Origin of the sequence: Polaribacter sp. BM10, assembly GCF_002005425.1 — a bacterium.
GTDB classification, from domain to species: Bacteria; Bacteroidota; Bacteroidia; order Flavobacteriales; family Flavobacteriaceae; genus Polaribacter; species Polaribacter marinaquae.
In genome coordinates this window covers 42,202-65,595 of sequence record NZ_CP019704.1, presented here as the reverse complement: position 1 = coordinate 65,595, position 23,394 = coordinate 42,202, and the positions used below count along the sequence as shown (strand labels likewise).

General features: G+C 30.0%; 24 protein-coding genes. 12 read left to right on the top strand and 12 right to left on the bottom strand.

Features of this window, described 5'->3' with window-relative positions; all coding sequences use genetic code 11:
• Positions 1-99: 99 nt before the first annotated feature.
• The 9 genes from hemF to hemA form a co-directional block, all read right to left on the bottom strand.
• Positions 100-1,005, bottom strand: a complete 906-nt coding sequence (gene hemF / locus BXQ17_RS00310; RefSeq protein ID WP_077808701.1) for an oxygen-dependent coproporphyrinogen oxidase — start codon at positions 1,003-1,005, stop codon at positions 100-102.
• The gene (locus tag BXQ17_RS00305; protein WP_077808700.1) at positions 1,005-1,952 is read right to left on the bottom strand and encodes a hypothetical protein; all 948 of its coding nucleotides are present in this window, start codon (positions 1,950-1,952) and stop codon (positions 1,005-1,007) included. Before BXQ17_RS00305 ends, hemF begins: the two co-directional genes overlap by 1 nt.
• 33 nt (positions 1,953-1,985) lie before the next feature.
• Complete coding sequence (locus tag BXQ17_RS00300) at positions 1,986-2,723, bottom strand: EI24 domain-containing protein (RefSeq protein WP_077808699.1); 738 nt, start codon at positions 2,721-2,723, stop codon at positions 1,986-1,988.
• 117 nt (positions 2,724-2,840) lie between these two features.
• Positions 2,841-3,185, bottom strand: a complete 345-nt coding sequence (locus tag BXQ17_RS00295) for a 5-carboxymethyl-2-hydroxymuconate Delta-isomerase (protein WP_077808698.1) — start codon at positions 3,183-3,185, stop codon at positions 2,841-2,843.
• A gap of 3 nt (positions 3,186-3,188) precedes the next feature.
• Entirely contained in the window at positions 3,189-4,217 is a 1,029-nt protein-coding gene (hemE, locus tag BXQ17_RS00290) for a uroporphyrinogen decarboxylase (protein WP_077808697.1), read from the bottom strand.
• A gap of 2 nt (positions 4,218-4,219) precedes the next feature.
• Positions 4,220-5,509 carry a glutamate-1-semialdehyde 2,1-aminomutase gene (gene hemL, locus BXQ17_RS00285; RefSeq protein ID WP_077808696.1) on the bottom strand — a complete coding sequence of 430 codons (1,290 nt, stop codon included), beginning with the start codon at positions 5,507-5,509 and terminating at the stop codon, positions 4,220-4,222.
• A 20-nt stretch (positions 5,510-5,529) separates the two neighbouring features.
• Positions 5,530-6,498: a porphobilinogen synthase gene (hemB, locus tag BXQ17_RS00280; RefSeq protein WP_077808695.1), complete on the bottom strand. Its 969-nt coding sequence runs from the start codon at positions 6,496-6,498 to the stop codon at positions 5,530-5,532.
• 69 nt (positions 6,499-6,567) lie between these two features.
• Complete coding sequence (gene hemC, locus BXQ17_RS00275; RefSeq protein ID WP_077808694.1) at positions 6,568-8,175, bottom strand: hydroxymethylbilane synthase; 1,608 nt, start codon at positions 8,173-8,175, stop codon at positions 6,568-6,570.
• Positions 8,176-8,185: 10 nt separating this feature from the next.
• Positions 8,186-9,421, bottom strand: a complete 1,236-nt coding sequence (gene hemA, locus BXQ17_RS00270; protein ID WP_077808693.1) for a glutamyl-tRNA reductase — start codon at positions 9,419-9,421, stop codon at positions 8,186-8,188.
• Between the two features lie 205 nt (positions 9,422-9,626).
• Here hemA and BXQ17_RS00265 point away from each other — a divergent pair, with 205 nt between their 5' ends.
• The 4 genes from BXQ17_RS00265 to BXQ17_RS00250 are packed head-to-tail and all read left to right on the top strand — an operon-like array spanning position 9,627 to position 12,652.
• Positions 9,627-10,511 carry an AraC family transcriptional regulator gene (locus tag BXQ17_RS00265; protein WP_077808692.1) on the top strand — a complete coding sequence of 295 codons (885 nt, stop codon included), beginning with the start codon at positions 9,627-9,629 and terminating at the stop codon, positions 10,509-10,511.
• A 7-nt stretch (positions 10,512-10,518) separates the two neighbouring features.
• On the top strand, positions 10,519-11,025 hold the full coding sequence (locus BXQ17_RS00260) for a TrmH family RNA methyltransferase (RefSeq protein ID WP_077808691.1): 507 nt from the start codon (positions 10,519-10,521) through the stop codon (positions 11,023-11,025).
• 29 nt (positions 11,026-11,054) lie between these two features.
• Positions 11,055-12,071, top strand: a complete 1,017-nt coding sequence (gene hemH / locus BXQ17_RS00255; RefSeq protein WP_077808690.1) for a ferrochelatase — start codon at positions 11,055-11,057, stop codon at positions 12,069-12,071.
• 5 nt (positions 12,072-12,076) lie between these two features.
• Positions 12,077-12,652, top strand: coding sequence for a CopD family protein (locus tag BXQ17_RS00250; protein ID WP_077811317.1), 576 nt, complete (start codon positions 12,077-12,079; stop codon positions 12,650-12,652).
• Between the two features lies 1 nt (position 12,653).
• Here the strand turns inward: BXQ17_RS00250 and recR are convergent, their stop codons facing one another.
• The gene (gene recR, locus BXQ17_RS00245) at positions 12,654-13,271 is read right to left on the bottom strand and encodes a recombination mediator RecR (RefSeq protein WP_077808689.1); all 618 of its coding nucleotides are present in this window, start codon (positions 13,269-13,271) and stop codon (positions 12,654-12,656) included.
• Between the two features lie 93 nt (positions 13,272-13,364).
• On the opposite strand from recR, the gene BXQ17_RS00240 reads away from it, so the two are divergent.
• The 6 genes from BXQ17_RS00240 (at position 13,365) to BXQ17_RS00215 (ending at position 19,344) form a co-directional block, all read left to right on the top strand.
• The gene (locus BXQ17_RS00240) at positions 13,365-14,798 is read left to right on the top strand and encodes a sodium:solute symporter (RefSeq protein WP_077808688.1); all 1,434 of its coding nucleotides are present in this window, start codon (positions 13,365-13,367) and stop codon (positions 14,796-14,798) included.
• A 1-nt stretch (position 14,799) separates the two neighbouring features.
• On the top strand, positions 14,800-15,990 hold the full coding sequence (locus BXQ17_RS00235; protein WP_077808687.1) for a TIGR03862 family flavoprotein: 1,191 nt from the start codon (positions 14,800-14,802) through the stop codon (positions 15,988-15,990).
• Between the two features lie 53 nt (positions 15,991-16,043).
• Positions 16,044-16,691: a pyridoxamine 5'-phosphate oxidase gene (gene pdxH, locus BXQ17_RS00230; protein WP_077808686.1), complete on the top strand. Its 648-nt coding sequence runs from the start codon at positions 16,044-16,046 to the stop codon at positions 16,689-16,691.
• Positions 16,692-16,725: 34 nt separating this feature from the next.
• Entirely contained in the window at positions 16,726-17,214 is a 489-nt protein-coding gene (locus BXQ17_RS00225; RefSeq protein ID WP_077808685.1) for a histidine phosphatase family protein, read from the top strand.
• A gap of 6 nt (positions 17,215-17,220) precedes the next feature.
• Entirely contained in the window at positions 17,221-18,123 is a 903-nt protein-coding gene (locus BXQ17_RS00220) for a Ppx/GppA phosphatase family protein (RefSeq protein ID WP_077808684.1), read from the top strand.
• 120 nt (positions 18,124-18,243) lie between these two features.
• Positions 18,244-19,344 (top strand): OmpA family protein, encoded by a 1,101-nt coding sequence (locus BXQ17_RS00215; RefSeq protein ID WP_077808683.1) that lies wholly within the window; start codon positions 18,244-18,246, stop codon positions 19,342-19,344.
• Positions 19,345-19,859: 515 nt separating this feature from the next.
• Here BXQ17_RS00215 and BXQ17_RS00205 read toward each other — a convergent pair.
• Positions 19,860-20,363 (bottom strand): thioredoxin family protein, encoded by a 504-nt coding sequence (locus BXQ17_RS00205; protein WP_077808681.1) that lies wholly within the window; start codon positions 20,361-20,363, stop codon positions 19,860-19,862.
• Between the two features lie 40 nt (positions 20,364-20,403).
• Positions 20,404-21,426 (bottom strand): tetraacyldisaccharide 4'-kinase, encoded by a 1,023-nt coding sequence (gene lpxK / locus BXQ17_RS00200; RefSeq protein ID WP_077808680.1) that lies wholly within the window; start codon positions 21,424-21,426, stop codon positions 20,404-20,406.
• Between the two features lie 53 nt (positions 21,427-21,479).
• Between lpxK and BXQ17_RS00195 the strand changes: the two genes are divergently transcribed.
• Both BXQ17_RS00195 and BXQ17_RS00190 read left to right on the top strand, forming a co-directional pair.
• Complete coding sequence (locus BXQ17_RS00195) at positions 21,480-22,574, top strand: Nif3-like dinuclear metal center hexameric protein (RefSeq protein WP_077808679.1); 1,095 nt, start codon at positions 21,480-21,482, stop codon at positions 22,572-22,574.
• A gap of 2 nt (positions 22,575-22,576) precedes the next feature.
• On the top strand, positions 22,577-23,350 hold the full coding sequence (locus BXQ17_RS00190) for a zinc ribbon domain-containing protein (RefSeq protein ID WP_077808678.1): 774 nt from the start codon (positions 22,577-22,579) through the stop codon (positions 23,348-23,350).
• The last annotated feature ends 44 nt before the right edge of the window (positions 23,351-23,394 follow it).

Below are 23,394 nucleotides of genomic sequence, written 5' to 3'. Positions count from 1 at the left end.
GGTTATTAACAATTTAAAAATTAGCCATAAAAAAAAGGCTTTGTTTTTTTAACAAAAAAACAAAACCCTTTAAAAGGTATATTACAATAAAGCTTAATCTTATTCGATCCAGTTTCTAGGTTTAGCTAAAACGCCTAGTAATTTTGCTTCGTTGGAATTTTCTTCTGGTTGATGATTATATTTCCATTGAACAATTGGCGGTAAACTCATTAGAATACTTTCAATTCTTCCGTTTGTTTTTAGTCCAAATAAAGTTCCTCTGTCGTGCACTAAATTAAACTCTACGTAACGTCCACGCCTTACTTCTTGCCAATCTTTATGACTTTTATCAAATTCAACCTCTTTTCTTTTATTTACAATAGGCACATAACTTTCTAGAAAACTATCTCCTACTTGAGTAACAAAATCAAATCGATCTTTTATAGAGAGTACTTCTGTTTCTTTTAAGTAATCAAAAAACAAACCACCAATTCCGCGGGCTTCGTTCCTGTGAGCATTCCAAAAATACTCATCACATACTTTTTTAAACTTCGGATAAAACTCTGAATTATGAGCATCGCAAGCAGTTTTGCAAACAGAATGAAAGTGTATTGCATCTTCTTCAAACAAATAATAAGGGGTTAAATCTTGTCCGCCACCAAACCATTGGGTTACTACATTACCAACATCATCGTACATTTCAAAATAGCGCCAATTAGCATGAACCGTTGGCACAAAAGGATTTATTGGATGCAAAACCAAACTCAAACCGCAAGCAAAAAAATTACCTTCTTCTACTTTAAATTGATTTCTTAAAACCTCTGGCAAATCACCGTGAACAGCAGATATATTTACACCTCCTTTTTCAAAAACATTTCCATTTTCTATAACACGCGTTCTTCCTCCTCCGCCTTCAGGCCTTTCCCAAATGTCTTCTTTAAACTTAGTTCCTCCATCAATTTCTTCTAATTTAGAAGTAATTGTGTCTTGTAAATTTTCTATGTATTTATAAAACTGATCTTTCATTATTCTAAAATATTCAACGTGTTATTTTTATAATTTATAGCCAATACCTTATCTAAAAATAATCTATTTCCGGTAGTTCCCACAACTTTAATTCCGTTAATATAAATATCTTCTTTAGACCTAGTGCTATAATGTATACTTTCATTTATAAGATTCATATTCATCATGTAAATATCTTCTTCAATTTTAGAGCTAAAAACATCATAATATTTACCAAAAGAAGAAACACTTAAAGTATCAATATAATCACTTTTTCTTATTTTGTTCCATACATCTCTATCGCTTGTGATTAAAGAAAACATACTTGAACCTGTGTCTACCATAACATAATAAGAATACTCTTTTATTTTAATGGGTATATGAATTCTATTTACATCATCCAAAACAAAGGGTATGCTTTGAATAACTCTAAAACTGGATGGAATTTTTTCTAAAAAAGCCATTTTTTCTGAAGGATAATCTACGATAAGGATTTTATTTTTTAATAAATCTATCCCTAGAGTTCCTAAATGAATTCTACTGGAATCAAACTCTTCTTCAGTAAATGCTGTTCCTGCTTTAGGGTAAAACAAGACTTTTTTTTGAAATAATATAGTATCCTTAAATTTTAAATTTAAATTAGTTAAAGCTAATTTTACCGGTAAATTATTTAAGTTTTTGTTAGATGTTAAACTATCAAGTTTTATTAAAAGCTCTGTATTATTATCGATAAAAGATGAAATAGTCTTTTCTTTAAAAAAACTTTCTGCTCCTGTATCAAATTGTGCAGAAAAACGGTTTGGAAAACTGTCTATTTTAAAATTGAGAAAAATTGCAGCTTTTTCAAATTTTTGCGCCCCCATATCAATTAAAACCCAATTAAAATCAATCCAATAAGATTCTCTCTTAGAGCATGAAGTTAAAAAAACGAATAAACTTAAAATAAAGAATAGATTTCTTGCTTTCATTTTTATTTTCAAATAGCGTTTGTCAACAAATACTTATTGATCTTTTAGTAAACCTACTGTTTTTGTAGTTGCTGCAGTTACAGATAAAGGCAAAACAATTATGATTCCGATAACAGGTACTAACAGACAAAGCATAAACACAATTCCGTTTCCTATAGCTATACCTTTATTTTTACGAACGAAATAAATGCTTTCTTTATAATTAAAATGACGCTCTAATGTGTAATCTATATTACCAAAGCCTGCATAGTAAGACTGTACTAAAAACAGTAAAATTGTCGAAAAAATATTAACTACAGGAATAAATTTTAATAATAAAATAGGAATTGTAATTAACAATTCTTTTGATAAATTTCTAATATTAATTCGAATTCCTCTAATTAATTGTTCGTTAAAACTTGTTTTTCTATGTTGATGTTTTAAACTTCCGTTGATATAGTTTTCTATTTTTTCTGAAACCGGACTCATAAACGGAGCCGAAAAAGCTAAAACAATATGTTTGTATAAAATTAAACCTATTACCAGCACAAAAATTCCACCAACAAAAGAAGCAAAAGATGTAAAGGTTTGTTTTCCCCAATCCCAAATCCAAATTTTTGATAAAAATTGACCTACATTATCTGACAATCCGTAAGCTGTAAAACCAATAATGGTCGCGGTAACAATGCTAATAATTATAGGAATTATAAAAAATTTCCAAAGTTTTAATTTTGAAATTAAATTGACAGCTCCTAAATATGCTTTTATTGCAGAAAGTATATTTTTTATCATTAGCCTTGGTTTGCGTTAGCGATTGAAATGGCATCCTTTTTGCTTTTTCTGCAAAAAGATATAATGGAAAGCGCGACTTTGTTTTTTTTTAAACAAAGTAACGCCCAAATTACTTATTTATATCATCGATTTGTTACAATAAGTAGCTTGTTCAAAATTTCTAATATTCATAGAAATGATAGGCACATTAGGAAAAAGCGTTGTTAGTGTAGCTACAATAGCATAAGAAAGATCAGATTTTTGTTCTTCTGTTCTACCTTCCATAATATTACCAAAAACATGTATAAAATCTGCTTCTGCACTTTGTACTAAAGAATGTTTAAATGGATTTAAACGCACTTTAATATCATCTCTATCAAATAATCCGGTAGAAAATGCTGTTTCAAAAACAGCTTCAAGCACCTTTCTAGGTTCTTGAAGCTTTAAAATATTTTCTGAACAGTCTAAAATAAAATGAGGCATTTTTTAATTTGCTTTGTATTCTTTAACTGCATCTACAAATGCTTTTGCATGATCTAACGGAATGTTTGGTAAAATACCGTGTCCTAAATTCACGATATACTTATCTTTACCAAACTCGTTAATCATTTGAGTAACCATTTTCTTAATTTCTGATGGTGGAGAGAACAATCTTGTTGGATCAAAATTACCTTGTAAAGTAATGTTTCCGCCAGATAAATATCGTGCATTTCTTGCAGAACAGGTCCAATCTACACCTAATGCAGAAGCTCCAGATTTAGACATTTCGTTTAACGCAAACCAACAACCTTTACCAAATGCAATTACCGGAGTAATATCTTTTAAAGCATCGATTATTTGTTGCATGTATTGCCAAGAAAATTCTTGATAATCTACCGGTGATAACATTCCGCCCCAAGAATCAAATACTTGAACAGCATCTACTCCAGCCTCTACTTTTGCTTTTAAATATGCAATAGTTGTATCTGTAATTTTTTGCAATAAAGAATGTGCTACAACCGGGTTTGTAAAACATAATTCTTTTGCTTTATCAAAGTTTTTAGAACCCTGACCTTGTACACAATAGCAAAGAATTGTCCAAGGTGAACCTGCGAAACCAATTAACGGAATTTCGTCATTTAGTTTTTCTTTGGTTGCTTTAATTGCATCCATTACGTAACCCAAAGAATCTTGAATATCTGGAATAATAACAGAGTCTAAATCTTTTTGAGTACGAATAGGATTTGGTAAATAAGGTCCGAAATTTGGTTTCATTTCTACATGAATATTCATTGCTTGTGGAATTACCAAAATATCAGAAAATAAAATTGCAGCATCCATACCGTATCTACGAATTGGTTGTACAGTAATTTCTGATGCTAATTCTGGAGTTTGACAACGTGTAAAGAAATCGTATTTCTGTTTAATTTCCATAAACTCTGGCAAATATCTTCCTGCTTGTCTCATCATCCAAACTGGTGGTCTATCTACAGTTTCTCCTTTTAATGCTCTTAAAAATAAATCGTTTTTTATCATATCTACATTTTTGAAACTGCCAACATTGCCTTGTCAGTTGCATTTGCTATTATTTTTATATCCTTGTCTTTTAATGCTGATGATAAAAACCAAGCTTCAAATTGACTTGGAGGTAAAAACACACCGTTTTTTATCATTTCCCAAAAGAATACACCAAACTTTTCTGTATCAGAAGTTTGAGCTTCTTCAAAATTTGTAACTTTCGTTTTTGTAAAGAACGGATTTAACATAGAACCAAATCTATTTACTGTTAAATCTACATTGTATTTCTTAGCTGTTTCCAATAAAATCACTTCTATTATCGCACCAACTTCTTCGAACTTTTTATACGGATTTTGTTTTTTCAACTCTGTTAAAGTTGCTATTCCACCAGCCATAGCTATCGGATTTCCAGACAACGTACCTGCTTGATACATACCTCCTAACGGCGCAACATTTTCCATGATTTCGTTTCTTGCACCATAAGCTCCAACAGGAAAACCTCCACCAATTACTTTACCTAAACATGTAATATCTGCTGTTACACCTAATAATTCTTGTGCGCCACCAAATTTAGAACGAAAACCTGTCATTACTTCATCAGCAATTAACAGAGCTCCTTTGGTTTCTAAAAATTCTTTTAATTCTTTTAAGAAATTATTTTGCGGAATTACAACTCCCATATTACCACCGATTGGCTCTATGATTACACCAGCAATATCATCGTGCTCTTCAAAGTGTTTTTTTACACTTTCTAAATTATTATATTCTGCAATTAATGTATTTTTTACCGCACCTTCTGGCACACCTTTAGAACCTGGCAAACTTAACGTTGCCAAACCAGAACCTGCAGCAACTAATAATGCATCTTGATGCCCATGATAACAACCAGAAAACTTAATTATTTTATCTTTTCCTGTAAATGCTCTTGCTAAACGAATTCCGCTTAAAACAGCTTCTGTACCAGAGTTTACAAAACGAACTTTGTCCATATCAGGAAAAGCATCACAAACAATTTTTGCTAATTTTATTTCTGCCTCTGTTGACGCACCAAAAGAATAACCATTCTTTAAAGCTTTATCAACACCTTTTTGCACTTTTTTATGTCTATGACCTAATATCATTGGCCCGTAAGAAAGTACTAAATCTACATATTCATTTCCATCAACATCTGTAATTCTAGTTCCTTTTGCTTTTTTAATAAATAACGGATTTCCGCCAACAGAAGAAAATGCTCTTACAGGAGAATTTACTGCGCCTACAAGGTTTTTTAAACCCTTTTTATATAATTTTTGTGATTTTTTAAAGCTCATACTTTACCAGTTATTAGTCTTTAGTTGTTAGTCTTTAATATTCTTGCCGCTTCTTTAGCAAAATAAGTAATAATTATATCTGCACCTGCTCTTTTCATAGACAACAGACTTTCCATCATCACTTTTTCTCCGTCAATCCAACCTTTTTCTGCAGCAGCTTTAACCATTGCATATTCTCCGCTTACATTATAACATGCAATTGGTCTATCGAAATTGTTTTTTAAATCTCTAATAATATCTAAATAAGAAAGTGCGGGTTTTACCATTAAAATATCTGCTCCTTCTTGATCATCAAAAGTAGCTTCACGCATTCCTTCATCTCTGTTAGAAGGATCCATTTGATACGTTCTTCTATCACCAAATGTAGGTGCAGAATCTGCCGCATCTCTAAAAGGACCATAAAAAGCGGATGCATATTTTACCGAATATGCCATAATTGGCAAGTTCGGGAAACCAGTATTATCTAAAGACTGACGAATCATATCTATTGTTCCGTCCATCATACCAGAAGGCGCAACCATATCTACACCAGCTTTTGCGTGTGAAATTACTTGTTTAGCAAGGTTTACTAAAGTTGCATCATTATCTACATCATTGTCATGTATAATTCCGCAGTGACCATGAGAAGTATATTCACAAAAACAAACATCTGTAATTACATATAAACTTGGGTAATTTTTCTTGATAAAACGAATCGCTTTTTGCATAATTCCGTCATCATTCCATGTTTCTGTACCTTCATCATCTTTTTCTGATGGAATTCCAAACAAAAGAACCGCAGGTATATTTAAAGAAACTACTTCATCTAATTCTTTTGAAATTCTATCTAAAGAAAAACGCTTTATTCCGGGCATAGAAACAATTTCTGTTTCTATGTTTTCTCCTTCTTCTATAAAAAGTGGATAAATAAAATCGTCTACAGAGAGTTTAGTTTCTCTAACTAATCTTCTAATACCTTCTGTTTTTCTTAATCTTCTAGTTCTAAACATGTATACTAACTTTAGTTATTTCGAAGAAAACTGACGAAATAATTATTATTGAATGCTCTTTGTCATTAATTAATTTGAAGAAGTTTCTTCTCCGGCATAATGACTATTTACCAATTCTAAAACACTATCTACACTTGGCAAATTAGCAACTTGTACATTTTCGAAATGCTTTCTAGCTTCTACTGCAGTAGTTTCTCCAATACAAAATGCTGTTTTATCTTTAGAATTTACCTCTAAATAACTGTTTATTCCTGAAGGACTATAAAACAAAACCCCAGAAAATTCATCAGAAATTTTAACCGGACTTAACATTGTCTTGTAAGCTTCTACTTCGTTTACTACAATTTCATGTGCTTGCAAATAGGTAGGAAAAACATCTAATCTTACATCGCTACAGAAATAAGTAATTTCTTTTACGTCTGTTTGTTTAGAGATGTACTCTGCAAGTTTTAAAGCATTTTTAGCAACGTGCGTTACTTTTCCTATTCTTTTTTCTATTAATTTCTTTGTTCTTCTACCAACACAGTAGATATTTTTAAAATCTAATTCTTCTTTGGTAAAAGAATTTAAAATAGCTTCAACACCATTTTGACTAGTAATTGCAACGTTTTCATGCGAATGCTTAACTACTTTTGGTGAAATTCTATTAAATCTTATTTTTATGAAATCACTATCTTCTATACCTATTGCAGAAGAAAGATTTTCTTTTTGTAATTCTGATAATTTTTTAGTTGAATAAACTTTCGCAATCGAATCATCGTTTCCTTCATCTTCTTGCATTAATTCTTTACCTCCTCTATTTATTACATAATCGGCGCAATCTTTTGCTAAAAATTTATGACTTCCAATTTTTGCAGTTTTGGTTACTGTAATTTTTTTAGAACCGTCTCTTTTTAATAAAATTCCTTTAAAATTAATTTCGCCCGTTTTATCATCAACATACGCTAAAGCACCTATTGGCGCTGTACAACCACCTTCTAGCAATCTTAAAAACTCGCGCTCTATACCAACACAAACCTTAGTTTCATGATGATTTAGTTGTTCGCAAGCATCTATTACATATGTATCGTTTTCTAAAGCAGCAATCATAATTGCACCTTGAGCTGGTGCAGGAATCATCCAAGTTAATGGTATTGCACTTTTATCTCTTAAACCTAATCGCTCTAAACCAGCAGCTGCAAAAACAGCTCCGTTCCAAGTTTCGCTAGTTCTAAGTTTTTCTAAACGCGTATTTACATTTCCTCTTAAATCTTCTACAGAATGTGTAGGGTAACGATTTAACCATTGTGCTTTTCTACGTAAACTTCCAGTTGCAATTACTCCGTTTGGTTGACCAAAAAACTCTTCAGTATCTTTTAAAACCAAAATATCTGTATAGTTTGCACGCTTTAAAACTGCTGCTTGCACGATGCCTTCTGGCAATGCTGTTGGCACATCTTTTAAAGAATGTACTGCAATATCAATATCGCCATTTAACATAGCAATATCTAAATTTTTAGTAAAAATACCCGTAATTCCTAATTCGTACAAAGGCTTATCTAAAACAATATCTCCTGTAGATTTTATTGGAACCAAAACAGCTTCATAACCTAATCCCTCTAATTCTTTGCGTACTTTATTTGCTTGCCAAAGCGCTAATTGGCTATCGCGAGTACCTATTCTTATTATTTTTTGCATGGAGTTTTAATTATGATTGAAACACTTTTTGAATAACTTCTATACTTTCTGAAACAGAAGTTTCTTCATCTTTTAAATGCTTAACAAACTGTGTAGTAATTTTTTGTATAAATCTCGAAGTTAAGATTTCTGCCTGATTTTCATCAAAATTTATAATTTTCTTTTTCTGAAAATTAATTTCATCTTTCTTAATAACTTCTAAAGATTCTTTTAACGCGGCAATTGCTGGTGTAAACCTTCTATGGTTTAACCAACTATTAAATTCTGCCTTGTGAGTTTCTATAATTTCTTTTGCAAACGGAATTTCTTGTTGACGAACAGCTAAAGTTTCATCAGTAATTTTAGAAAGTTCATCTACATTCACTAAAGAAACACCTTTAACCTCTAAAACATCTTTTGCCACATTTTCTGGCATCGATAAATCTAAGATTAAAGTTTCTTTTTTGTTTACAATATGTTCTTTTGTAATTGTTGGCTTATCTGCACCTGTAGACACAATAATTACATCTGCATTTGCAACCTCTTCTGTTAAGTTTTCGATAACAGATTTACGAATAGAAGCGTGCTCTTTTACAAAAGCATCTGTTTTTTCTTCGGTTCTATTGATTAAACTAACCTGTTTATTCTGCGTATATTCTGCTAAATTTTTACAAGTATGTTTACCCATTTTACCTAAACCGAAAACTAAAATATTTTTAGAATTGTAATCTGGTAAATTCTTAATAATGTATTGCACTGCAGCATAAGAAACTGATGTTGTACCAGAACTTAACTTTGTATCGTTTTTAACACGCTTACTTGCTTGCAAAACAGAATTTACAAGTCTTTCTATATAAGCATCTGTAGTTTTTAATTGTTTTGCCAATTTAAAAGATTGCCTTAATTGACCAACAATTTCATAATCTCCTAAAATCTGACTTTCTAAACCTGTACCAATTCTAAATAAGTGGCTAATTGCTTCTTGATCTTTATTGATATTACAAATAGCATTAAATTCTTTAACAGTACCTTCAGAAAAATCACAAAGCAATTCTATAAGAAGACAAGGTCTATTGGCAAAACCAAAAATTTCTGTTCTATTGCATGTAGAAATTATAAAGATAGATTTTATACCTCTTTCTTTAGCTGCATTTAAAAGTGCGACTTGATTTTCTTTAGATACAGAAAATTTACCACGCATTTCTGCATCTGCCTTTTTATAACTTACACCAATATTGTAAAAATGTACTTGTCCTAATTCCTTCATAAATTGTAAAAGATGATGCAAAAATAAAAAGAGCAATCAAAAAAAAGTATCGCTTAAAGAACTTTTAATAACGTTCTGTGTTTTTTAATGCTTTTATTATTAAAAAACATTCAAAAATCCTTATTTTTGTAGTGTTAACAAGTAATTAAACATTTTTTATATAGAATGATTCTAAATAAAAGGAGTTTCAATATTTAAGAAAATTATGTTTAAAAATGTCGGAGAAAGTTCTTTTGATGAAATAAACCTAGAAAAAGGGTTTTATGTTCTTCATTTTCAGAACGAAAGCAAAAACGCAATCAATTTTGAAAGAGATATTGATAGTACATTTATACAAATGCACTTTTGTTTACGCGGTAATTCTAAATTTTTATTTAATTCTGGTGATTACACTTTTGATGTTTTAGACAATCGATCTATACTCTTATACAATCCGCAAAGAACATTACCTATTAATTTAGAAATTCAACCAAAAACGACACTGGTTTCTTTATTAATTTCTATTGAAAAATTTCACTCTTTATTCTCTAAAGAATCAGGTTACATTCCTTTTTTAAGTGACGAAAACAGCAATCGTAAATTTTACGACGATACAGAAATCAAACCAACGGTTTCTATTGTTTTGCAACAAATCATCAACTCGAACATAAACAGTTCTATTAGGCAATTATACGTAAAAGGAAAAATTTACGAGTTACTAAGTCTTCATTTTCAAAAGGAAGAAAATACAGATGCAGAATATTGCCCGTTTTTAGTTGACGAACAAAATGTTATTAAAATTAGAAAAGCAAAAGATATTATAATTTCTAGAATGTCTGAACCACCAAGCTTGCAAGAATTAGCAACTGAAATTGGTTTGAATTTAAAGAAATTAAAAGAAGGCTTTAAACAAATTTATGGCGATACAGTGTATAGTTTTTTATTCGACTATAAAATGGAACACGCAAGAAAATTATTAGAATCTAATAAGTATAATGTAAATGAAGTTGGCTCGCAAGTTGGCTACAGTACCGCAAGTCATTTTATTGCCGCTTTTAAAAAGAAATTTGGTACAACACCAAAAAAATATGTAATGAGTTTAAATAAATAATTATAATTTGGAACAACTTACACATTACGACATTGAGAACAAGCAACAACAATTTCCTATAACAATTGTATGTGATGCTATTAGAACTCCAGAAAATATTGGAATGTGCTTTCGTATTTCTGAAAGTTTTGGTGTAGAGAAAATATATTTTCATGAAAACTCACCAACTACAGAAAATAGAATCGTAAAAAAAACTGCTAGAAATACTCTTAACCAAATACAACACGAAGCTTACACAAATTTCGAAACATTAATTTCTAAATTAAAAGCAGCTGGTAACACAATTATTGGTATAGAAATTACTGATAAAAGTATCGATATTCAAGATTTTAATTTTAAAAATCACGAAAAAATCGTATTACTTTTGGGAAGCGAAAGAAACGGTATCGAAAATATAAATCTAGTAGATAAAACTGTTGCAATACCAATGTTTGGCAGAAACTCTAGCATGAATGTAATACATAGTTTAGCGATAACTTTATATGAAGTTACCAATCAAATATCAAAAAAATAAGTAAACAACCACTTTTGAAGCATATATAAATGAAAGGTATTTTATTAAACAATTTAGGGTCACCAGATTCTACAGATACAAAAGATGTAAAAAAATATTTAGGAGAATTTTTAATGGACGAGCGTGTAATTGATATTCCTTTTTGGAAACGCTGGATTCTTATTAAAGGAATTATCTTAAAAATTAGACCAAAAAAATCGGGTGCCGCTTATAAAAAAATTTGGTGGAAAGAAGGTTCTCCGTTAGTTGTAATTTCTAAAAGGTTTACTAAAAAAGTTGCCAAAAAAGTAGATATTCCTGTAGAATTAGCAATGCGCTATGGCTCTATATCTATGGAAAAAGGGATTAAAAATTTGGTTGATAAAGGTGTAACAGAAATTATGTTGGTTCCTTTATATCCTCATTACGCAATGTCTTCTTACGAAACTGTTGTTGTTTTAGCAGAAGAAATTATTGCAGAGAAATATCCGCAGGTAAAATTAGATACTTTACCACCGTTTTACAACAAACCAGATTATATAAAAGCAATGAGCAATAATATTGCAAATCATTTAAAAGGTTTCGATTATGATCATGTTTTATTTTCTTACCACGGAATTCCAGAACGTCACATCAAAAAATCTGACCCAACAAATAGCCATTGTAAAATAGATGGTTCTTGCTGCGAGCGAAATTCTGTAGCACATCATACTTGTTATAGACATCAATGTTTTGAGACTACAAAAGCAATTGCTAAAGAATTAGGTTTAGATGAAACAAATCATAGCAATTCATTTCAATCTCGATTATTAAAAGACCCGTGGTTAAAACCTTACACAGATTTCGAATTAGAAAAATTTCCAACAATTGGTAAAAAGAAACTTGCTGTAATTACACCTGCTTTTGTTGCTGATTGTTTAGAAACTTTAGAAGAAATTGCCATGGAAGGTAAAGAAGAATTTTTAGAAGCTGGCGGTACAGATTACAAACACATACCCTGTATGAATGACAATGATGATTGGGTAGACGTTATGGTTTCTTGGATAAATGATTGGAAAAACAAATAATTTATATGGATTTTCTTTACGTTAAAGCACTACATATCATTTTTGTAGTAACTTGGTTTGCAGGTTTATTTTATATTCCGAGGTTGTTTATTTATCAAACAGAAGCAGAAAATAAATTAGAACCTGCAAAATCTATTTTGCAAACTCAGTACAAATTAATGACCAAAAGGTTGTGGTATATAATCACATGGCCTTCTGCAATTTTAGCAAGTACTTTTGCTTTTTGGATGCTTATAGAAAATCCTACTTATTTATCCGAACCTTGGATGTTGGTAAAACTAGCATTTGTTCTTGCTTTGTATTTTTACCATGGTTTTTGTCATTCAATATTTAAAAAACTTCAAAAAGATATTGTAAAATATTCTGCTTTCAGATTACGAATATTTAACGAAATATCAACTATAATTTTATTTGCAGTCGTATTTTTAGTAACTGTTAAAAGTGCAATAAATTGGATTTGGGGAGTTATAGGAATTATTCTTTTCGGAATTTTAATGATGCTTGGTATTAAATTATACAAAAAAATTAGAGAGAAAAAATCTTGGGAAAAAGCAGAAAAAGAGATTTTAGACAAAGATTAACTTAACCTCTTATACTTTGCTCGAACGGAATTCTATTTAAAATAGATCTTCCTAATGTAACCTCATCTGCATATTCTAATTCGTCACCAACAGAAATTCCACGTGCAATAGTACTTGTTGTAATTTCAAACTTTTCTATTTGTTTAAAAATATAAAAGTTGGTTGTATCACCTTCCATTGTAGAACTTAGTGCAAAAATTAATTCTTTAATTTCTCCGCTACTCACTTTATTTATTAAAGATTCTATTTGTAAATTCTGCGGACCAATGCCTTCGATAGGAGATATTTTACCGCCTAAAACATGGTACAATCCTTTAAACTGAGCTGTACTTTCAATAGCCATTACATCTCTTATATCTTCTACTACACAAACAATCTCTGGGTTTCTCTTCGGATTTTGGCAAATATCACACAAAACAGTATCAGAAATATTATGGCATTTTTCACAAGTTTTTACATCATTTCTAAGATGCAAAAGAGCTTCAGATAAATATTTTGTATTTTCTGATGGTTGCTTTAATAAATGTAACACTAAACGCAATGCAGTTCTTTTACCAATTCCTGGTAATCTAGAAACTTCATTCACCGCATTTTCTAGTAATTTCGAAGAAAAATCCATAACTGCAAATTTAACTCTTTCAATAGAAAAGAATCAATAAAAAAGAAAAAAGACTGCTAAAAAACATATATTCGTAATCAAATAAAAACAAAAATGAAACCCGAATATATCATCTTATTAATTGTTGCATATTTTACTGTTTTAATTCTTATTTCTTACATCACAGGTAAATCTGCAGACAATAAAACCTTTTTTAAAGCAAATAATTCGTCGCCTTGGTATTTGGTAGCTTTTGGTATGATAGGCGCATCACTTTCTGGCGTTACATTTATTTCTGTTCCGGGTTGGGTAGAAGGTCAAAACATGAGTTATTTTCAAATGGTTTTGGGCTATATTGTTGGTTATGCTGTTATTGGTTTGGTTTTATTACCATTGTATTACAAGTTAAACCTAACCTCTATTTACACTTATTTAGAAGATAGATTTGGTAAAAACTCATACAAAACCGGTGCTATTTTTTTCTTGTTATCTAGAACTATTGGCGCCGCTTTTAGACTTTTTTTAGTTGCTAATGTTTTACAATTATTATTATTCGATAGTTATGGCGTTCCGTTTTGGGTTACAGTTTCAATCACCATACTTTTAATATGGTTATACACTTTTAAAGGAGGTATAAAAACAATTGTATGGACAGATACTTTACAAACTTTATTTATGTTAATAGCTGTTGGTGTATGTATTTATACGATTTCTGATGAAATGGAAATTGGTAATCTTTTTGCATATGTAGCAGACAACGAACTTTCTAAAACGTTCTTTTTTGAAGATGTAAATGCAGGTAATTATTTCTGGAAACGATTTTTAGCAGGTGCTTTTATCTCTATAGTTATGACAGGTTTAGACCAAGATATGATGCAAAAAAACTTAACCTGCAGAAACCTAAAAGATGCTCAAAAAAACATGTTTTGGTTTACAATTGTACTTGTTATCGTTAACTTTTTCTTTTTAGCATTGGGTGTTTTACTTACAGATTATGCAAAATCTAACGGAATTGACGCACACAAAGACGAGCTTTTTCCTATAATTGCAACCAAAGGTTCTTTAGGTTTAGCAACTGCAATCTTTTTCCTTTTAGGTTTAATTGCCGCGGCATACTCTAGCGCAGATTCTGCTCTAACATCTTTAACAACTTCTTTTAGCATTGATATTTTAGAAATTGACAAAGAAAAAGACAAAGCAAAACAAGAAAAAACCAGAAAAAAAATACACATCCTTTTTTCTTTAATTTTAATAGCAACCATTTTAGTCTTTAAATATTTTATTGCTGATGCAAGTGTTATTGCTAAAATATTTACGTTTGCAAACTATACTTATGGCCCATTATTAGGTTTATATGCCTTTGGTCTTTTTACAAGCATTAAAGTAAAAGATAAAATGGTGCCACTTATTTGTTTAGCTTCTCCTTTTCTAACCTATTTGGTTAATTATTTATCCTTAGAATATTTTAATTTTGATTTTGATTTTTCTCTATTAATCTTAAACGGATTTATAACTTTCTTAGGATTGTACTTTTTTAAGAAAAAATAACATGAAAAAGTCAATTTCGATAATAGGTAGCGGACCATCAGCTTTATTTTTAGCTGCTTTTTTAGATCTTGAAAAATACAATGTTACTATTTACGAAAAAAATAAAACAGCTGGCAGAAAGTTTTTAGTTGCTGGTAAAGGCGGTTTTAATTTAACACATTCAGAATCCTTAGAAAAATTTACAGAAAAATATACACCAACCAATTTTCTAAAAGAATCAATTACAAATTTCACAAATCAAAACTTTAGAGATTGGTTATTAAAAATAGGAATTCCAACTTATATTGGAAGTAGCAAAAGAGTATATCCAAAAGAAGGTATTAAACCGATAGAAGTTCTAAATACTATTTTAAAATATTTAGAAAACAAAGGAGTTCAGTTGAAGTTCAGTCATTGTTTTTCGACTTGGGATAATGAAAACAACATCATAATTAATGATAAACAAATAAAATCTGATTTTACCGTTTTTGCTCTAGGTGGCGCGAGTTGGAAGGTTACAGGGTCGGATGGAAATTGGCTTGATGCATTTAAATCCAAAGGAATTAAAACAGTACCCTTTGAAGCTTCGAATTGTGCTTTTAAAATTAATTGGAAATCAGAGTTTTTAAAAAAAACCGAAGGAAAACCACTTAAAAATATTGAAATTTATTGTGATTCAAAAAAACAAAAGGGTGAAGTAGTAATTACAAAATTTGGCTTAGAAGGAAACGGAATCTATGGCTTAAGTCCGCAAATTAGAAACCAATTAAACGCTAACAATAAAGCAATAATTTATATTGATTTTAAACCGATTTTTAATCTAGAAAAAGTAAGCTTTAAAATTAAAAATACTCTTTCTAAAAACACTACTCAAATCTTAAAAAAAGAATTAAAATTAAACAGCGCAGTAATCGATTTATTAAAAAGCAACCTAAGTAAAGAAGACTATTTAAACTCTGATGTTCTTTCAAAAAAAATTAAAAAATTCCCTTTAGAAATAGTAGCTACAAATTCTTTAGACAAAGCCATTTCTTCTGTTGGTGGCATATGTTTAACCGCTATTAATAAACACGGAGAATTAAACGTCTTAAAAAATCAATTTTGTATTGGCGAAATGCTAAATTGGGATGCACCAACAGGCGGTTATTTAATTCAAGGTTGTGTAAGCCATGGAGTTTCTTTAGCTAATTACTTAAATAAATTAAGCTCTTAATTTAACATTGTACTTAAATTATTCAGTATTTTTACATAATTAAACTTTTTTAAATGTCTAAAGACTTATCAAATTACCGAAAATCCTACGAAAAGGAAGAGTTATTAGAAGATAATTGCCCAGAAAATCCAATGGAATTATTTCAAACTTGGTTTAAAAATGCAGATGAATCAAATACTGTAGAAGAAACCAATGCCATGAATGTTTCTACGATTGGTAAAGATGGTTTTCCTAAAAACAGAATTGTCTTATTAAAGAAATTTACTTGGGAAGGTTTTGTTTTTTATACAAATTACACATCAGAAAAAGGGAAAGCAATAGAAGTTAATAATAACATTTGTTTATCTTTTTTTTGGCCAGCATTAGAGCAACAAATTATAATTAAAGGAGTTGCAGAAAAACAAATCGAAAACTTATCTGATGGTTATTTCGAATCAAGACCAGACGGCAGTAAGCTTGGTGCATGGGCATCTAACCAAAGTAGTGTTGTTAACTCTAGAAAAACATTAGAAGATAATTTAAAATCTTTCGAGAAGAAATTTGAAGGTAAAGAAATAAATAGACCAAAACATTGGGGCGGATATTTGGTAAAACCAATCTCTATAGAATTTTGGCAAGGTAGACCAAATAGACTTCATGATAGAATAAGATATAGTCTAGAAAAAGATTTTTCTTGGAAAATTGAACGATTAGCTCCATAAATTTTTATATTTACCATAACCAACTAAAATTTAAATGAAAACACTTTATATAGTAAGACACGCAAAATCTTCTTGGGAATACTCTGGTATTGAAGATATTGATAGGCCCTTAAAAAAGCGTGGTATTAAAGACGCTCATTTAATGTCTAAATTTTTAACGAAAAAAATTGAAAAACCTGATGCTTTTATTACAAGTAGTGCTAACAGAGCATTACACACTGCTGTAATTTTTTGCGAAAACTTTGGTTTTCCGCATGCAAATCTTCAAATAAAAAGACAACTTTACAGTTTTAGCGATGGTTATTTAGTAAAAACTGTTAACGCACTAGACGACGGTTTTAATTCTGCAATTATATTTAGTCACGATCACGGTATAAATACTTTTGTTAATGAATTTGGAAATAGACCTATTGCACATGTAACAACATGCGGTGTTATAGGTATTCAATTTGAAGAAAAACACTGGAAAAATATTAGAAGAGGTAAAACAATTTTAGTAGAATTCCCTAAAAATCTTAAATAAAGTACTTTGTTAGAAATAAAAAAATTCGCAGCTATAGATATTGGTTCCAACGCAATTAGATTATTAATTTCGAACGTAATAATTTCTGATGACAAAGAACCTCAGTTTAAAAAATCATCTCTGGTACGTGTTCCAATTCGATTGGGTGCAGATGTATTTGTTAATGAAGGCATTATTAGTGATGCAAATATTAGCAGAATGATTAATGCTATGGAGGCTTTTAAATTACTTATGAATATTCATGGTGTAGAAAAGTACAAAGCTTGTGCTACTTCTGCCATGAGAGAGGCTTCTAACGGAGAGGTTGTAGTGAAAGAAATATTCAACAAAACCGGAGTAAAAATTGACATTATTGGCGGTAAAGAAGAAGCCGCAATTATTTCTTCTACAGATTTAAATGAATTAATAGAAGGAGATAATTCTTATTTATATGTAGATGTTGGTGGTGGAAGTACAGAATTTACAGTTTTTTCTAAAGGAAAAATTATAAATTCTAAATCTTTTAAAATGGGTACAGTTCGTTTATTAAATAATAAAAAATCTGTAAACAAAGAAATGTTTGCCAGCGTTGAAAAATGGATTAAGAAAAACACAAAAGATTTAAAAAGAATTTCTTTAATAGGTTCTGGAGGAAACATCAACAAACTATTTAAAATGTCTGGCAGAACAGAAGGAAAACCAATTTCTTTTATTTACTTAAATGCTCAGTATCAGTTCTTAAAAAACATGAGTTATGATGAAAGAATTTCTGAACTTAGTTTAAATCCAGATAGAGCAGATGTTATTATTCCTGCAACCAAAATTTACTTATCTGCCATGAAATGGAGTGGCGCTAGAAAAATTTATGTTCCAAAAATAGGTCTATCAGACGGGATAATTAAGAGCCTACACAACAACACCTTAACCTAAAAAAAACATTAACTTTTCTTTAACTTTTCTTTAACAATTGTTAATATTTTGTATCTTTATTGTGACTTTTATAGAAATAACGAGTCTTAACTAAAGAACATTAATATTAAAACAATTACAATGAAAAAAGTATTACTTAGTGGTTTTTTCTTAATGATTGGAGCTGTAGCTTTCGGTCAAGATTTACCAACAAACCCAGAACCAGGAAAATGTTATGTACGTTGTAAAACTCCAGAAGTTTGGAAAAACGAAGATGTAACAATTGAGGTAGCACCAGCTTACAAAAAGATAGTTACTTATCCTGCAACTTACAAAACTGTTACAGAAAGAGTTTTAATTAAAGAAGCAGATCAACGTTTAGTCGTTGTACCAAGTGTTTGGGAAACTAAAACAGTAACTTATACAGGTAAAGAAGATGCAAACAGCTTAAGAGTTGTTAAAGCTACTTTTAGTCCAGATTCTCAAGTAATAGAAACTAAAGCTGCTTCTGCTGTTTGGGAAATGAGCGAAAAAGCACCAGATTGTGAATCTAGTGACCCTAACGATTGTAGATACTGGTGTTACAAGCCAATTCCTGCAAAGTTTGTTACTGTATCTCAAACTGTATTAAAATCAGATGCTTCTACAATTAAAACTGTTGTACCAGGTTACGAAAAAACGTATACTAAAAAAGTAATGGTTTCTGGTCCTACAACTAAAACTATAGATATACCTGCTGTTTATGGTTCTATCAAGAAAATTGTTTTAGTAAAAGACGCTTACCAAGAAGAAGTAACTGTTCCTGCAAAATACAAGACTGTAACTAAAGAAGTTTTAGTTAACAAAGGTGGTTTAACTACTTGGAAAGAAGTTGAATGTGAATTAGTAAACAACACTCCATTACCAATTAACTGGAATTTAGGAAGTGCTACATTAACTAGTGCTGCTAAAAGAATTATCGATGCAAGATTATTACCTATCTTAAAAGACGGTGTAGCTGTTGCAATTGAGTCTCATACAGATTCTAGAGGAACTAAAGCTAACAACCAAAACTTATCTGAAAGAAGAGCACAAGCAGTTACAAACTACTTAATCTCTAAAGGTGTTAATCCTAGCCAATTAACTGGTAACGGTCTTGGTGAATCTAAGTTAACTAACAGATGTGCTGACGGAGTTTCTTGTACAGAAGCAGAACACAGAGCAAATAGAAGAACAACTTTTAGAGTTGTAAATCAAAAATAAATAATAGTATTAGTACTATATTAAAACCGAAGCAATATGCTTCGGTTTTTTTGTTTTTATACGTTGTTTAATTACTTATTTTATGGACAACAGAAAACTCTAAACGGATTAACAATAATAACACCAGTATTTCTAGTCCAAAATAGAACAAACCTAACTTCGTAATTGAATTGTAATTATAAAGAATTATTGCAATTGATAAGAAGCAATAAAATAAGTTTAAAAACGCTATTATCTTCAAAAAAACTAGAACTTTAATAGGGTTTTTAAAATAACAGTAAACGTTATAAACTATTAAAATTGTTGGAAAAACAACTAAAAAATATAAAGTAGATTTAGATAAACCTATAAAAGGTTGAAACTTTACCAATACAAAACCTATAAAGAATGCAGAAACTAAAGCGCCAAAACCATCAATGATAAAAAGAGCTCTTGGTTTACTCTTTAAATTCTTTAAAAAAGAAATCATTATAAATTCAAAATCTCAAAATTCATAAGAATTTAGTTAAGATATGTTAGTAGTTCTCTATCACAGAATTGATAAAAGGATAATAGTATTCGGTAAGAATTAAGCCTTTTTTATAACCAATCATTCTACCTCTGTGATTTACAAAAACCAATGTTGGATATGATTTAACGTGATATTTACGAATTAAATCATATGTTTCTTTTAATCTTTTTGCTTCCACCAAATCTTTATTCCTAGGATTATCAGCTTCATATAATATCAGCTCTTTGTCAGCTATATTTTTAAATTTTTCTGAATGAAATAATTTTTTATCTAAAACCTTACATGGTCCACACCAATCTGAACCTGTGAAATAAATTAAAACAGGTTTTTTTTCTTTTTTAGATTTATTTAAAGCCTCTTTATAAGAAGACTCCCAATTTGCAGTTGGCAATGGTTGCTCTATTTTACTTTCTACAACATCTTCTAAAGGTAAATCGTCTATATCTTCTTGAGCAAATAATATCGTTGTAAATAATATTACAAACGGTAATAAAAATATTTTTTTCATTCTAAGGTTTTAATTTAAAATATCAATTATGATACCAAATTTATACTTTTTCTTTTAAATGACTGTTTATTAAGGCATCAAACTTATTTTCAGAATCATTTAAAAACAATATTTCAATAGGTAAATAACATAAATCACTTAATTTATCATGCAAACGCACGTAATCTTTTTCGGTAGTTAAAAGCAGTTTATTACTTGGTAAACTATCGAAATTAGTTTTAATATCATTAATTTCTTTTTCACTAAAATGATGATGATCTGAAAACTCTAAATGCTTAAAATTGACATTTAAGTTTGATAAAAATTCTAAAAAAGGTTTTGGGTTTGCAATTCCGGTTATCAGTAAAACTTCATAATTTGCAATATCTATGGTAGAAATTTCTTTAGAACCCAAAACTTTATTTCCGTAAGAAATTGTAGTAAAAAAAACTTCTTTATCAAACTTTTTAAGTTTTTTTAAAACTTTAGCTTCTGAAGGTTGGTCTAAATCGTTTGGGCATTTTGTAACCAATATTACATCTGCTCTCTTTCCACCTGTTTTGCTTTCACGCAAATTTCCTGTAGGTAGCAAAAAATCATCTACAAACAAATCATTAAACTTTGTAAGCAAAATATTAAAACTTCCTTTTACTTTTCTGTGCTGAAAAGCATCGTCTAAAAGAATAACTTCTGCATTTTGTTCGTTTATCAATTTTGTAACTCCTGCTACTCTATTTGCATCAACAGCAACCGTAATAGCTTTAAACTTTTTGAAGTATTGCAAAGGTTCATCACCAACATCAATTGCTTTATGATTGTCTCTTACCAACACAAAACCTTTTGTTAATCTTTTGTAACCTCGACTTAAAACCGCTGTTTTATATCGATTTTGCAGTAATCTGATAAGATATTCTATCTGCGGAGTTTTACCTGTACCGCCAACACTTAAATTACCAACAACAATTATTGGCGTTTTAAAACTTGTTTCTTTAAACACGCCAACATCAAAAAATAAATTTCGAATTTTTGTTACAAAATCGTATAATATGGCAAACGGAAATAGAAAAAATCTAAGTACTTTCATTGTGGTAAAAATACATTAAAAATGTTAACTTTGATTTTAGAAAAAAACACCAAATGAAGATAAAAGAAGTAACAAATTATTTAGAAGAATTGGCTCCTTTAAATTATGCTGAAGATTTTGATAATGTTGGCTTACTTGTTGGCAATTACAATACAGAAGTAAGCGGTGTTTTAATTACCTTAGATACTTTAGAAGACACTGTAGACGAAGCAATTGCTAAGAACTGTAATTTAATTATTAGTTTTCATCCTATAATTTTTGGTGGCTTAAAAAAAATAAATGGGAATTCTTACGTAGAAAAAGTTGTTTTAAAAGCGATAAAAAATGATATCGCAATTTATGCAACTCATACAGCTCTTGATAATTCTAATAACGGAGTGTCTGCAAAAATGTGCGAAGTTTTAGGATTAGAAAATCAGAAAATATTAATTCCGAAAAAAGGAATTATAAAAAAACTAACAACTTTTGTACCTGTTAAAGATGCAAAAGAATTACAAAACCATCTTTTTGATGCCGGCGCTGGAAATATTGGTAATTATAGCGAATGTTCTTTTAGCGTAAACGGTATCGGAACTTTTATGGGCAATGAAAACTCAAATCCTGTTCTTGGAGAAAAAGGTAAAAGACATTCTGAAAACGAAACTCAAATAAGTATTCTTTTTGAAAGTAAAAATGAATATGCTATTTTAAATACTTTAAAAAATAAGCATCCGTATGAAGAAGTTGCTTATGAAATAATTACTTTAGAAAATACACATCAAAACATAGGAATGGGAATGATTGGCGAATTACCAATCGCTATGGATGAAAAAGAATTTTTAGTATATTTAAAGGATAAAATGAAAACAGCATGTGTTAGACATTCTGAATTGATTCATAAAAAAATAAAAACAGTTGCAGTACTAGGCGGATCGGGTAGTTTTGCTATTTCTAATGCGAAAAGAGCTGGTGCAGATGCTTATGTAAGTGCAGATTTTAAATATCATGAGTTTTTTAAAGCTGAAAAAAGCATTTTATTGGCAGATATTGGTCATTATGAGAGCGAACAGTTTACAAAAAACCTTTTGGTTGACTATCTTACGAAAAAATTTAGTAATTTTGCAATCGTTTTATCAGAAAAAAGTACAAATCCAATTTATTACATATAAACATGGCAAAGAAGAAAGAAATTTCAGTAGAGCAAAAATTAAGAGCATTGTATGACTTACAATTAATAGACTCTAGAATTGACGAAATTAGAAACGTAAGAGGTGAACTACCTCTAGAAGTTGAAGATTTAGAAGATGAAGTTGCCGGATTGAATAAGCGTATTTCTAACTTAGCAGAAGATGCTTCTAATTTAGAAACAGAAATCAACAACAAGAAACAAGCTATAGAAGATTCTAAAGCATTGATGTCTAAATATGAAGAGCAGCAAAAAAATGTTAGAAATAACAGAGAGTTTGATTCTTTATCTAAAGAAATTGAGTTTCAAGATTTAGAAATTCAATTAGCAGAAAAAAGAATTAACGAATATAAAGCTAAAATTGCTCAGAAAAATGAAGTAATCGACGCTACTAAAGAAAAGTTAGCAAAACAAGAAAAGCACTTAAGCCATAAAAAAGCAGAATTAGATGCTATCTTAAAAGAAACTGAGAAAGAAGAAAAACTTTTAGGTGAAAAATCTGAAGAGTTTTCTAAATCTTTAGACGCGCACTTATTTTCTGCTTACACAAGAATTAGAAATAAAGTAAAAAATGGTTTAGCAGTTGTAGCTATCGAAAGAGGTGCTTCTGGAGGTTCTTACTTTACAATACCACCACAAGTGCAATTAGAAATTGCAAACAGAAAGAAAATTACAATTGATGAGCATAGTGGACGTATCTTAGTTGATGCTGCATTAGCAAACGAAGAGAAAGAGAAAATGGATAAATTATTTTCTTAATCATCAAATTAATATCATAAAAAAACTCGAAGCTAAGCTTCGAG